Genomic DNA, 13,237 nt, shown 5'->3' on the forward strand with positions numbered 1-13,237 from the left:
GTTCTTATTTCCCTACTTTAAGCACCGCTAAAAACGCCTCTTGCGGAACCTCAACGTTACCCAGCTGCTTCATACGCTTCTTACCTTCTTTTTGCTTTTGCAGCAGCTTTTTCTTACGGCTCACGTCACCACCGTAACATTTCGCGGTAACGTTTTTACGTAACTGTTTCACCGTCGAGCGGGCAATAACATGGTTTCCGATGGTCGCCTGAATGGCGATATCAAACATTTGCCGCGGAATCAGTTCGCGCATTTTGTCCACCAGTTCACGGCCGCGTCCCTGAGCATGATCACGGTGCGTGATCATAGCCAGCGCATCGACCCGGTCGCCGTTAATCAGCACGTCAACGCGCACCATATCGGCTTCCTGGAAACGCTTAAACTGATAATCCAGTGAAGCGTAACCGCGCGAGGTGGATTTCAGACGGTCAAAAAAGTCCATCACGACTTCAGCCATCGGCAACTCGTAGGTTACTGCGACTTGTTTGCCGTGATAAGCCATCTTGGTCTGCACACCGCGCTTGTCAACGCACAGGGTAATGACATTCCCCAAATAATCTTGCGGTACCAGAATATTGGCTTCAACAATTGGCTCGTAAATTTCCTCAATGTCATTGATCGGCGGCAAATTCGACGGATTATCTACGCTAACCTCGGTACCGTCAGTTTTCACGACCTTATAAACAACTGTCGGCGCCGTGGTAATCAGATCAATGTCGTACTCACGCTCCAGTCGTTCCTGAATGATTTCCATGTGCAACATGCCGAGAAAACCACAACGGAAACCAAAGCCCAGTGCGGCTGAGTTTTCAGGCTCGTAAAATAATGAAGCATCGTTCAGTGACAGTTTACCCAGCGCGTCACGGAAACTTTCATAGTCATCAGAAGAGATAGGGAACATACCGGCATAGACCTGAGGCTTCACTTTTTTGAAACCAGGTAATGGCTTCTCGGCCGGCGCTTTAGCCAGGGTCAACGTATCGCCAACCGGGGCGCCCAGAATGTCTTTAATACCGGCAATCACGAACCCTACTTCACCACAGCGCAAAATGCCGGTTTCGGTGGGCTTGGGCGAAAAGAAACCTACCTTGTCAATCTGATGGCTCTGGCCGGTTGACATGACCTTCATTTTATCGCCGGCGCGTAAGGTGCCGTTTTGCACGCGCACCAGTGACACGACGCCCTGATAATTATCAAACCAGGAATCGATGATCAGTGCCTGCAGCGGTGCATCGGGGTCGCCCTGAGGCGCTGGAATTTGTTTAACGATACGCTCCAGTACCTCGTCGATGCCAATGCCCGTTTTCGCTGAGCACTGCACCGCATCAATTGCTTCAATACCGACGATATCTTCGATTTCCTCCGCCACGCGCATTGGGTCAGCTTGCGGCAAATCGATTTTGTTAAGCACCGGCACCACTTCCAGATCCATTTCAATGGCGGTGTAACAGTTTGCCAGCGTCTGGGCTTCCACACCTTGCGCAGCGTCAACTACCAGCAGCGCACCCTCACAACCGGCCAGACTACGCGACACTTCATAAGAGAAGTCGACGTGGCCCGGGGTGTCGATAAAGTTAAGCTGGTAAACTTCGCCGTCATTGGCGGTGTAATGTAAGGTCACACTTTGTGCTTTAATCGTGATCCCGCGCTCGCGTTCCAGATCCATAGAATCCAGTACCTGCGCTGCCATCTCACGATCGGTCAGGCCGCCACAGTGTTGAATCAGCCGATCAGACAACGTCGACTTACCGTGGTCGATGTGTGCAATGATCGAGAAATTTCGAATATTCGCTTGCTTAAACGCCTTGTCTGGCATTCATGCCCCCGCAACTACTTAAAAGAAATACGTGAATAACCGCAGATCATACTGATAATACGGCTCAGAACAAAGGATTTTCGGGAGATTTCACTGCAATTGTCGTACTTGCAGTAGCTGCGTCACACGCAAATCACGCATTTGATACCAACGCTTGAGTAAAACGAAGCTCCCGGCAAAGGCTCCAAGCGACAACAGAATCGCAACCCCCTCACTTAATGCCAGCAGACCCTGCGTTAGTGCTGCCATGGCGAACAGCGCCACCAACGGCAGCCCGTAGATAAGGAGCGAGGCTTTGGTAAGTGCCTGTTCAGGCATCAGTAGTTCAACTGTCTCACCGACCTGAAAATCCCCCGCCGGGCGTGCAACCCGGAATCTGGCACGGCGATCAGAGAAAGCTTTGGAAATAATACCGGCGCCACAGGTAGACTGTTGCGCACAGCCGCCACAGCCGGTTTTCAACTCGGTTGTGACCTCAAGGTAATCATCTGTCACTGCCTGCACTAAAGCGACTTCACGAATCATGCCGACCTCTATTCGCTTACCAGCGCCATGTTTTCAGCAATCCGTTGCAGGGTTGCCAGCGGCAGCTTTCCCACCACAGTGACAGCATAATTCTGCAAATTGGTGTTATAAATCGACTCTGGCCCCTGGATGCCAAGCTCGGGTAACGATTGCGCCTCGCTCTCGGTAACATACACAGAAACTTCCGTCAGACCGTCACTGTACAAGAAGTGATCCGTGGGCAGACGGGTGGCGGCCAGGTAGCGATGATTCGAGCGCAACAACTCAAAACCCGCCGGCAGGTACGTCGGTTTGGCACCGAATTGCGGCGCCACACGATTACGGATTTCATGTAAGCGCGGCGGTCGCTGTATGCCTCGCAGGTCGCTCAGGCTGATTGGGATAGCTTCACGCTCAACAAAAGTGGTTAACTGCAGTTGCTCCAATACTTCGCCCTGCGGCGTCGTCATTTGCATTTTCAACAGCATACCCGACTCATTATCGATCCAAAGGCCGTAGTGGTAACGATCATTGTCACGACTCAGCACCCGTAAAAACTTCGTTTCACGACCGGTAATCCGCACGCCCCGCTCCGCGGCACTGACCTGATAATGCGGTTTCAGCGCGGCGAAATTCTGGTAAAAAGCAGCGGGCAGCAGACCATAGGTCACGTCACTGCGTAAGGTGTAGGAGTCATCCATTGGTTGGAAATAATAAGAAGTGTCATCGCCCAGACGCACAATACGTCGATCAGGGCCATTCAGCATGACAATCAATTCAACTTCAGGACCATCCTCGTAGTTACCATGTAACCAGGTCATCGGCTCCAGCCGGTTACCGGTGCTTCGCACCAAAGTTGCTTCAAAATTAAGCTCACGAAGCGCCTGCGCCATTTCATTAAAACGCTGTTCGGCAGCCGATACTGGCGCCGTTGGTTGAAGTTCAGAAGCTGGACTGGTCTGGGCGAGAACGGGGGCGGCAGTGAACAGCAGCAGCCCGAGCAGGCTGCTGCTAAGCAGATTAGTTGTCATTCGGCAAGCGTGGTTCTTGTTCCTCGGCAGTTGCCGGTTGTTGTTGGTTTTGACTTTGTTCATTTAACTGCTGCGCCTGCAATGAAAGCTGAAGTTGATTATTGTGATCAAGCAGATAGAACTGCAACAAACGACGTTGCTGCGCCAGTTCGGCCTGCGTCGGTTCGTTACTCTGCAATACCGTATTGTAACTTACCGGGCTGCGACCGCCAATCGGCGTGGTGGCGAACGCTGGCTCCATGCTTTCTTCAGGCATTACCGGCTGGCTTTGTTGCACCGTCAGTACCGCTACCAACGCGACACCGGCGGCAATGGCTACACTTCCTGCCGGGCGTAACCAGCGTTGCAGCATTTGCGGTACCGCGCGGGCACCAAAGCGGCCCTGCACGACTTTATCCTGTTGTGGCTCCTGTGCCAGCTGCGCTGCGACCGCAGCACTGATATCGACCGGCATGCGCGTGGCAGCTTCATCTTTCATGATGCGGCCCATTAATGCGTAACGCCCCCAAGCCTGTTGTGCTTCGGTGTCGCTCAACAAGTTATCCAGTTGCTGTTCACGTTCACGCGCGTCGGCAACGGCATTATCGAGTAATGCTGACACTTGTTCATGGCTACGGTCTGTCATAAAAAGTCCTCAAATAAATTAGCGCTCTAGTAAGGGTCTTAACTGCGCATCGATTGCTTCTCGAGCCCGGAAAATTCGTGACCGTACGGTTCCGATAGGACAGTCCATCTCGATTGCAATTTCTTCATACCCTAAGCCTTCAATTTCTCGCAATGTAATTGCCCGGCGAAGGTCGTCCGGTAAACTTTCAATGGTGCGCATGACGACGTCGCGTATTTCGTCCGTCAGCAATAAACTCTCGGGCGAGGCAGCATCTCGTAATGCCCCTGCGCCTTCCAGATAGTCTGCTTCTTCAGCATCGACATCTGAGGCTGGCGGCTTGCGCCCCTGCGCTACCAGGTAGTTCTTTGCGGTATTCACCGCAATGCGGTACAGCCAGGTATAAAACGCACTGTCACCGCGGAAATTTCCGATGGCTCTATAGGCCTTCACAAAGGCTTCCTGAGCAACATCCGGCACATCGGCAGCCTGCTTTACATAACGCGAAATCAGGCTCATTACCTTGTGCTGATATTTTTGCACCAACAGATTAAAAGCCTGTTGGTCGCCCTGCTGCACACGTTGCACCAGCGCTTTATCAGTGTCTTGTTCGCTCATCTGAGCCTGTTCTCCTCAACCCACATCTTGTCTTGCGAACCAGGCCCAACATCCGATTTATTCATGCTGGTGGTTCTGACAGGGCGCTTTTCAAAAAGTTCGCAAAAATTTTCTAAAAGAGTAGAATCTTTGCTATTCCATCGGCAAAACAGCGCCTTGCGCTTCAACTAATCCCTACTTTATGGAACAAGTCATCGATTATCAATGCGACGTGCTGATTATTGGCAGCGGCGCGGCAGGTTTAACCCTGGCTTTACACCTTGCCGATCAGGCGCAGGTACTGGTGTTATCGAAAGGTCCGCTCACCGAAGGCTCTACTTACTATGCGCAAGGCGGTATTGCCGCCGTCTTTGATGAGAATGATAGCATTGAAAGCCATATTCAGGATACGTTAATTGCCGGTGCCGGTCTTTGTAATCCGGACGCTGTCGCTTTTACCACTTCAAATGCGAAAAAGAGCCTGCAATGGCTCATTGATCTTGGTGTGGGCTTTGACCGGGTGGACGCTGAAGACGGCGAAAGTAAGTTCCACCTGAATCAGGAAGGCGGTCACAGCCACCGACGTATTCTTCATGCCGCTGATGCGACGGGGAAAGTCGTGCAGACAACGCTGGTGGCCAAGGTACGCAACCACCCCAATATCCGGGTACTGGAGCGCTACAATGCCGTCGATTTAATCACCGACCGTCAGACCGGCCACGCGAAACGCGTCTATGGCGCCTATATCTGGAACCGCGCTGCTGAACGCGTTGAAACCGTCGCCGCGCGCTTTGTCGCACTGGCCACTGGTGGCGCCAGTAAGGTTTATCAGTACACCTCAAACCCTGACGTTGCCAGTGGCGACGGTATTGCCATGGCCTGGCGTGCCGGCTGTCGCGTGGCCAACATGGAATTTAATCAGTTTCATCCGACGTGTTTGTATCATCCGAGCGCACAGACCTTTTTGCTGACCGAAGCCTTACGTGGCGAAGGCGCGATACTGAAGCGTCCCGATGGCACGCGTTTTATGCCTGATTTTCACGCCGCTGCCGAGTTAGCCCCACGCGATGTGGTAGCCCGTGCCATCGACTATGAGATGAAGCGTTTAGGTGCTGACTGCATGTATCTGGATATCTCGCATAAACCAGCGGACTTTATTCAGGAACACTTCCCGACCATTTATGATAAATGCCTGAGTCTGGGGATTGATATTACCCGCCAGCCCATGCCCGTTGTTCCCGCCGCTCATTATACCTGCGGCGGCGTCATGACCGACCTGCAGGCACAGACTGACATACCGCACTTGTATGCGATCGGCGAGGTCGCCTACACCGGTCTGCATGGTGCGAACCGCATGGCCAGTAACTCACTATTGGAATGCCTGGTGTTCGCGCAGGCAGCCGCTGCCGATATTTGCGCACAACTGCACGAGGCTGACCTGAAGTGCGATCTGCCACGTTGGGACGAGAGTAAAGTCAGCCATTCCGACGAAGAAGTTATTATCCAGCACAACTGGCATGAGCTGCGTCTGTTTATGTGGGACTACGTAGGTATTGTGCGCACCACCAAGCGACTGGAGCGCGCGCTGCATCGTATTGAGCTGTTACAACACGAAGTGCATGAGTATTACAGCCACTTCCGGGTCAGCAATAACTTATTAGAGTTGCGCAACCTGCTACAAGTGGCGCACCTGATCGTGCTTTCCGCCATGCAGCGCAAAGAAAGCCGCGGGCTGCATTACACCCTGGATTACCCCGAACTAGCGGCGACTGCCGAGCCGACGGTGCTGACGCCAGAATAAAGCCAACCGACGGCAGCGGGAAAAGGTCAAAGCGTCGGTCCAGGCGGCGCAACACCACCACCATTGCGGTGGCTGTAACTGGCCGGCGCGAGTGACACGCTGAAACTGGATCAGCACCAACGCAGGGGTTACGAAAATACGCTGCGGTTGTTCCAGCAGCCAGTTCCGCTCGCCATCAAGCCGGCAGAAGCGCTCGCCGTGCGGATCGATACCCCATACAGTTGCTGACATGCGCAGCCAGCGCCAGGGTAGCTGGCTGCATAACCACATCTCAAACCTTCACGCGACTTAATATATAGTCGACCATGCCTTTCAGTTCCGGGTCTTCACAACGTTGATGTCCCATAAACCAGGCAAACAAATCAGGGTCATCGCAGGTCAGTAAACGCCGGAAGGCGGCTTGCTGTTGCTCGTCCAGGTCATCGTAAGCCTGTTCAACAAAGGGCATGAACAGCACATCCAGCTCTAACATGCCACGCCGGCAAGCCCAGCGTAAGCGATTTTTATTGCGCAACGACTCGGCGTTTTGTTGTAATTTTTGCATAGGTTCTGACATCGCCCCTTGTATCTTAAAAAACTGTCCCCACCTATCTGACATAGACGCGAAACAACGAGGTTGATTGTGTTAACGACAGAGTTTACCAAAGCTCCACCAGAATACGTAACAGTTTCCCTGACTGATCACGGTATTGCCCAGGTGTCGGGTCCCGACACCGACAGTTTTTTACAGGGTCAGTTTACCTGTGACCTTAAGCAATTAGGCCAGGATAACTGGATCTACGGCGCGCACTGTGACAATAAAGGCAAAACCTTAAGCACATTCTGGTTGGTACGCTACGGCGATGGCGTACTTATTATTGCGGCAAAACCGGCAATGGAAGCAACCTTAACGCAATTACAAAAGTTTGGTATCTTCAATAAGGTCGAGATACGTGACGCCAGTGCCGACTTTCAACTGTTCGGAGCCTTTGGTACTGCCGCACCCGCTCACCTTGCTGAACTCCTTGACGCTCCGCTCGCCAGCAGTGACAGTGGCCATATCAGCCGCACCGACACTGCCGTTGTGTTGAGTCTCGGTACCAGTCCTGATCAGTACCTTTGTTTGCAGCAGGGAGAGGCCTTACCGGTCAACTCTGATCTTGCTTACTGGCAGGCACTGGAAATCGAGCGTGGCCGACCGGCCCTGTTTTCAGGTACAATACAGGAGTTCGTACCCCAGATGCTGAATGTTCAGGCACTGAACGGCATCAGTTTTACCAAGGGGTGTTATATCGGCCAAGAGACGGTGGCCCGAATGAAGTATTTGGGCAAACAAAAGCGTGCACTTTTCCGCTTAAGTGGTCACGGCAAGCCAGTCTCAGCAGGAGCAACTGTTGAGCAGCAGCTTGGCGACAACTGGCGGCGTGCAGGTACGGTAATTAATGCAGTGAACCGTACTGAGCAACATCTTGATGTTCTGGCAGTGTTACCGAGTGATCTCGAGTCTGACACTAAATTACGCATTAAAGATGATGACGCGAGTCTCTTGGAAATTTACCCACTGCCATATAAATTGGATGAATCATGACTCAAACCATTAGCCAAGACAAAGTTGTCGGCATTCACTACACCGTGAAAACTGCGGAAGGCCAACTGCTTGACCAATCAAAAGAAGGTCAGCCATTGCAGTTCATCTTTGGTCGCGGCATGTTAATCAAAGGTCTCGAAGACGCGCTTGCCGGTAAAACCGAAGGCGACAAATTCACCGCGGAAATCGCGCCGGAAGACGCCTATGGCGAACGCCACGACGGCTTGATTCAAAGCGTTCCACGCACTCTGTTCGGCGACAACCCGGTTGAGCCTGGCATGCAGTTCCGCGCCAGCACCGACAATGGTGAACAGTCAGTAATTATCGTTGAAGTGAATGATGACCAGGTCACCGTTGACGGTAACCACCCACTGGCTGGCGTATCACTTAACTTCGACGTAGAAGTCGTTGAAGTTCGTGACGCTGACCAAAGTGAGCTTGACCACGGTCACGTCCACTCAGACGGCGATCACAACCACGACTAAGTGGTTGTGAATGAGGTCAGACTCGTAGCAAAGAAGCGCACCTCCGGGTGCGTTTTTTTGTGCTTTTCAAGCATCAGATATTTCTATAATCTAGAGCTCTCTTTTACTCAAATTGAGCGGTTCTATGTCAGCTAGCACGCCAAAGAAAAACTACCCTTTTACTTCTGCCACCGCTTTAGCCCAGGCATTAGGTGCGATTGATGAGGTGACCCAGGCGGTGGTACCGCCCATTCATGTAGCCACCACCTATTTACGCGGCAAAGACAACAGTTACCCTACCGGTAATGTTTACTCTCGCGCTGATAACCCAAGCTATAAGCCGGTTGAAGCATTATTACGCCAACTTGAACAGGGGCAGGAAGCACTGTTATTCAGCTCTGGCATGGCCGCTGCCACCGCAGTTTTTCAGGGCCTGCGCCCGGGAGATCATGTACTGGCACCAAAAGTCATGTACTGGGCGTTGCGCAACTGGTTACTGAACTTCGCTACTGACTGGGGCCTGCGCATCGAGTTTATTGATATGACCAGCGTTGACGTTGTGGCCGGGCATTTGCGCACGAACGAAACCAAATTAGTCTGGCTGGAGACTCCCGGTAACCCACTTTGGTGTGTCAGTGACATCAAAGCCATTGCCGCAGCAGCGCATAACGCCGGCGCTCAGGTTGCGGTCGACTCAACTTGCGCCACCCCATTATTAACCCAGCCGCTTACGCTGGGCGCTGATATTGTCATGCACTCGGCCACCAAGTACCTGAACGGCCACTCCGATATTATCGCCGGCGCCCTGATAGGTGCCAACAATGATGCTTACTGGCAACGCATCCGCAATGTCCGTAGCCAGGGGGGTGCCGTACCAAGCCCGCATGATGCAGCGCAATTACTACGCGGTATGCGCACCATGCATCTGCGGGTACGTGAGTCCTGCCATAACGCACAGTTTATTGCCGAGCAACTGGCGCAGCACGAAGCCGTTGCTGAAGTGCTTTATCCCGGCTTGCCTGATTTCGCCGGCCATGACATTGCCAAACGCCAGATGCAAGGCGGATTTGGCGGTATGCTGTCGGTACGCCTTAAAGGGGGCGCCAGTGCTGCGATCCATGTCGCTGCAAACACCAGGTTATGGAAGCGCGCGACCTCGCTCGGCGGCGTTGAAAGCCTGATAGAGCATCGCGCCAGCGTTGAAGGGGAAGGCACCCCCTGCCCCGACGACCTGCTCCGCATGTCGTGTGGCATCGAAGATCGGCAAGAGTTGCTTGCTGATTTCCTACAGGCACTCCCCGCCGATTAACACCATTTTCAAACTTAACCCCGGAATCACCGGGGTCTTTATACTTTCTTTATATTTTTCACTAATTTCCCACTAGTTTTTTTACGCCCGCCCCCCTTAGCCTATGGTGTTAGTCGACTTCATTATCCCAAGGCATAAATGGTTCGTATTAACACGGTATCGCGCTTACTTGCGTTTCCATTACTTTGGTTCAGCGCCATCCAGGCAACCTTTGCAATTCTCTCAGTTTCAATATTTAAGGACGAAGTAGCAACCGTCTTCTTCGGCAGTAGTCTTGCTTTACTGGTTGTCAGCGGAATAGTCTGGCTACGCACTGCTGCTATCAATCATCAGACCATCTCAAATCAGGATGGCTTGGTTTTTGCAGTTCTGACTTGGATCGTTGCCGGATTTTCAGGCGCTATTCCGATTTATTTTATTACCGGGGTCAGTTTTACTGACGCCACATTCGAATCGATCAGCGCCCTCACTACTACTGGTGCAACCATTCTTGTTGGTCTTGATGATATGCCGAAAAGCTTTTTGCTTTATCGTCAGTTCCTACAGTGGACCGGAGGATTAGGCGTGGTTATTTTTGTCGTCGCCATTTTACCTATGCTCAATATCGGCGGTATGCGCTTGCTGATGGCAGAAACGCCCGGGCCGGTAAAAAACGACAAAGTAGCACCGCGGGTGCGCTCAGCAGCCCGTTATTTATGGCTTGTTTATGTGGCATTAACACTGCTTTGCGCATCGGGCTACTGGATTGCTGGTATGTCCCTGTACGATGCAGTCGCCCATAGCTTTACCACTGTTTCCACAGGTGGTTTTTCGACCCACGATGCCAGTATGGGGTATTTCGAAAGTGAACTGATTCTATGGGTCAGCAATGTTTTTATGATCCTCGGGGCAATCAGTTTCGCTCTGCACTATCGCGCTAATCACAACCGCAACTGGTTGGATTACCTGCTGGATGAAGAGACCCGTGTCTTTCTGGTAATTCTTGCATGTGTCAGCCTGGGCGTTACTATCTACCTTTTCAATCATGCGATCTATGACGACTTTTTCACTACATTAACATTTGCTGCTTTCCATATTGTTTCTTTTATGACCAGCACCGGTTATGGGGCGACTGATCTTTCTGCCTGGCCCGGTGCCACGGCACTTATACTGGTTTTCGTAAGTTACCTGGGTGGCTGCGCGGGCTCAACAGCGGGCGGCAATAAAGTGATTCGTGACATCATTAGCTTTAAACTCATCCGCCAGCAACTATTTCTTCTGGTTCACCCTCATGCTGTCAAAACCATTCGCTACCAACATGAAACTGTCAAACCTACCATTGTTAGCGCAGTGCTTGCGTTTATGACGCTGGCCGCCGCCACTACCCTGGTCTTTACCATCTTAATGATGACTACCGGCCTCGATTTCTGGAGTGCGTTTACCGCTGTTTCCGCTTGTATTAATGTTTTGGGTCCTGGCTTTGGTGAAGTTAGCAGCAACTTTATTGTGGTTTCAGACACTGGTATTTGGTTGCTAAATATTGCCATGCTGCTTGGAAGACTCGAATACTTTACCTTGATTGCGCTATTATTACCTACATTCTGGCGGGGTTAGGTAACTTTCGGATCACTATGTATAGACAAATCCTCCAGCGCAAAAAATATTCGTTGATACAGCTGTTACGTGTCGTTGGGATAATGCTCACGACCGCAGCCATTGCCTTTCTACTTGAGCAGTGGTTATTACCAAGCTCTGGTACTGCGCTGATTCTTTTACTCGGGGTCATTGTAACAACCGTTATGACATCCTTCCGTGGAGCGGTGATCGCGGCGATCGTCGGTGCCTTACTGTTTAACATACTTTTCACTACCCCCCGTGGCACACTCCATATGATTGAGGTTGAAGAAATTGCCACACTGGTTGTTTTCTTTCTTACCGCAATGGCAAGCAGTTATTGGGTGGTAAGAAATCGCACAGCGCAAACTGAGTTACGCGCCGCTGAGCTAAAATCTCAATTACTATTTTCTTTATCGCACGATTTACGAACTCCTCTGGCAAGTATTTTAGGCAACCTCACTACCCTGCTGGACTACCGTCAGCGAATATCCACGCATGAACAAAATGAGCTCCTTACCAATGCTGTTGGCGAAACCAACCGCTTGCAGCACTACTTAGAGAACCTTCTGCAGGCCACTAAGTTTGAATACAAAAGTGTTCAACTGACATACGAGACGATTCACTTATCTGAACTTTTACAAAGCGTGGTCGATCGGCTTGAGACCTCAGCGCCAGAATTATCGCTTGAGCTAAGCGAAGAAGCGCTTCATTTCCATGGACAACGCGCTTTACTCGAGCAAGCACTCTTTAATCTGCTTGAGAATGCATTGCGATACCGCAAACCCGGCACCGCCGTAAGAGTAGAAGTCTCAGTTGCGACCTCTCCTGAAACTGTAGTAAAGATTGCGATAAGCAACCAGGTCGACCCGGGGTTTGATCCGCAACAATTAACCTTTTGGGGTGAACCCTTCATCAGCCGACGTAATAAGGATCATGGTGCGGGGGGAATGGGGCTCGGTATAAGTGTTGCCTATGGTATTATTCGAGCTCATAAAGGACAGATAAACGCAATCCTTGAAACCGCGGAAAAACGCGTTATTGTGTCAATCGAGTTACCGATAAACTCTACGCTTCATCAGGGCGACAATCATTGGTCATGAAACATAGCAAAGCAAAATGTCTGATTATTGAAGACGAACCACGAATTCGTGCATTCATCCGGATCTCGCTACAGGCGGAAGGCTTTGAGGTTTTTGAAACCGCAACGTTCGCAACTGCGCTGGAAATGTTTCAACACCTGGACTGTGACCTGATTATCCTGGATCTAGGCCTCCCTGACGGTGATGGTCAGGATCTTATTCACTCCCTGCGGAAAGCGAAAGGGACACCCATTCTGGTCTTAAGCGCGCGTGACGATGAAGAAGAAAAAGTCAGAGCGCTGGAAGCAGGTGCGAATGACTACCTAACGAAACCATTTGGTATCCGTGAATTATTGGCACGCCTGAAAGTTTTAATTCGGGATAATACGAATGTGCATCCAATTGAAACACGACAAGCGCTGCTATTCCATGATTTCAGTATTGACTATTCGCAGCACAAAGTGGTTTTAGGCAGTCGCACCATTAAGCTCTCCCCTAAAGAATTTGAGTTACTCTGGCTACTGGCTAGCAATCATCAGCGTTTAATTCCGCAGAAAGATATTTTAACCAGAGTTTGGGGTCCGCAACACAAACAAGACCTCCACTACTTACGAATCTTTATTAGCCAACTCAGGCGAAAGTTGGGTGATGATAGTCGTGAGCCACAGTTTATTGAGACCTTACCCGGTGTTGGCTATCGTTTCCTGTTGGCTCCGCAACGATAAAAAAACCCGCTACTGCGTAATGCCGATCAGTTAAGAAATATTTTAGCGATCGCTTGACCGATCCTCCCAATAGATCAGAATCCGTAGTTAGTTAACACTGGCTACGGATTTTTTTATGCAACTTACTACAGCGCTGGCAATGGC

Annotated in this window: 14 protein-coding genes; 7 read left to right on the plus strand and 7 right to left on the minus strand. The window is 51.2% G+C overall.

Translation table 11 applies throughout. From position 1 onward, the window contains the following. Positions 1-4 precede the first annotated feature (4 nt). From lepA to rpoE, 5 genes are all read right to left on the minus strand, one after another. A complete protein-coding gene (gene lepA / locus CWI71_RS11360; protein WP_126755388.1) occupies positions 5-1,816 on the minus strand; it encodes a translation elongation factor 4 in 1,812 nt (603 codons plus the stop codon). Between the two features lie 90 nt (positions 1,817-1,906). Then, on the minus strand, positions 1,907-2,341 hold the full coding sequence (locus CWI71_RS11365) for a SoxR reducing system RseC family protein (RefSeq protein WP_126755389.1): 435 nt from the start codon (positions 2,339-2,341) through the stop codon (positions 1,907-1,909). 8 nt (positions 2,342-2,349) lie between these two features. Further along, complete coding sequence (locus CWI71_RS11370) at positions 2,350-3,351, minus strand: MucB/RseB C-terminal domain-containing protein (protein ID WP_198678784.1); 1,002 nt, start codon at positions 3,349-3,351, stop codon at positions 2,350-2,352. Then, positions 3,341-3,976, minus strand: coding sequence for a sigma-E factor negative regulatory protein (locus CWI71_RS11375; RefSeq protein ID WP_126755391.1), 636 nt, complete (start codon positions 3,974-3,976; stop codon positions 3,341-3,343). Before CWI71_RS11375 ends, CWI71_RS11370 begins: the two co-directional genes overlap by 11 nt. A gap of 18 nt (positions 3,977-3,994) precedes the next feature. Continuing rightward, positions 3,995-4,573, minus strand: a complete 579-nt coding sequence (rpoE, locus tag CWI71_RS11380) for an RNA polymerase sigma factor RpoE (RefSeq protein ID WP_126755392.1) — start codon at positions 4,571-4,573, stop codon at positions 3,995-3,997. A 181-nt stretch (positions 4,574-4,754) separates the two neighbouring features. On the opposite strand from rpoE, the gene nadB reads away from it, so the two are divergent. Next, positions 4,755-6,353 carry an L-aspartate oxidase gene (gene nadB, locus CWI71_RS11385; protein WP_126755393.1) on the plus strand — a complete coding sequence of 533 codons (1,599 nt, stop codon included), beginning with the start codon at positions 4,755-4,757 and terminating at the stop codon, positions 6,351-6,353. On the opposite strand, the gene CWI71_RS11390 is transcribed toward nadB, so the two are convergent. Together CWI71_RS11390 and CWI71_RS11395 are read right to left on the minus strand one after the other, a co-directional pair. Next, positions 6,312-6,623, minus strand: a complete 312-nt coding sequence (locus CWI71_RS11390; protein ID WP_126755394.1) for a hypothetical protein — start codon at positions 6,621-6,623, stop codon at positions 6,312-6,314. The genes nadB and CWI71_RS11390 overlap by 42 nt on opposite strands. Position 6,624: 1 nt before the next feature. Beyond that, positions 6,625-6,897: an FAD assembly factor SdhE gene (locus CWI71_RS11395; RefSeq protein WP_126755404.1), complete on the minus strand. Its 273-nt coding sequence runs from the start codon at positions 6,895-6,897 to the stop codon at positions 6,625-6,627. A gap of 78 nt (positions 6,898-6,975) precedes the next feature. Here CWI71_RS11395 and ygfZ point away from each other — a divergent pair, with 78 nt between their 5' ends. The 6 genes from ygfZ to CWI71_RS11425 all read left to right on the plus strand — a co-directional run bounded on the left by ygfZ (position 6,976) and on the right by CWI71_RS11425 (position 13,093). Further along, the gene (ygfZ, locus tag CWI71_RS11400) at positions 6,976-7,920 is read left to right on the plus strand and encodes a tRNA-modifying protein YgfZ (protein ID WP_241967731.1); all 945 of its coding nucleotides are present in this window, start codon (positions 6,976-6,978) and stop codon (positions 7,918-7,920) included. Continuing rightward, positions 7,917-8,405 carry an FKBP-type peptidyl-prolyl cis-trans isomerase gene (locus CWI71_RS11405; protein ID WP_126755396.1) on the plus strand — a complete coding sequence of 163 codons (489 nt, stop codon included), beginning with the start codon at positions 7,917-7,919 and terminating at the stop codon, positions 8,403-8,405. The genes ygfZ and CWI71_RS11405 overlap by 4 nt, the downstream gene beginning before the upstream one ends. Positions 8,406-8,529: 124 nt before the next feature. Then, entirely contained in the window at positions 8,530-9,693 is a 1,164-nt protein-coding gene (locus tag CWI71_RS11410; protein WP_126755397.1) for a trans-sulfuration enzyme family protein, read from the plus strand. Between the two features lie 138 nt (positions 9,694-9,831). Continuing rightward, complete coding sequence (locus CWI71_RS11415) at positions 9,832-11,286, plus strand: TrkH family potassium uptake protein (RefSeq protein ID WP_126755398.1); 1,455 nt, start codon at positions 9,832-9,834, stop codon at positions 11,284-11,286. 17 nt (positions 11,287-11,303) lie between these two features. After that, positions 11,304-12,389: a sensor histidine kinase gene (locus CWI71_RS11420; protein WP_126755399.1), complete on the plus strand. Its 1,086-nt coding sequence runs from the start codon at positions 11,304-11,306 to the stop codon at positions 12,387-12,389. Next, on the plus strand, positions 12,386-13,093 hold the full coding sequence (locus tag CWI71_RS11425) for a response regulator (protein WP_126755400.1): 708 nt from the start codon (positions 12,386-12,388) through the stop codon (positions 13,091-13,093). Before CWI71_RS11420 ends, CWI71_RS11425 begins: the two co-directional genes overlap by 4 nt. The last annotated feature ends 144 nt before the right edge of the window (positions 13,094-13,237 follow it).

The sequence above is a fragment of the Pseudidiomarina insulisalsae genome (assembly GCF_003987065.1).
GTDB lineage: Bacteria > Pseudomonadota > Gammaproteobacteria > Enterobacterales > Alteromonadaceae > Pseudidiomarina > Pseudidiomarina insulisalsae.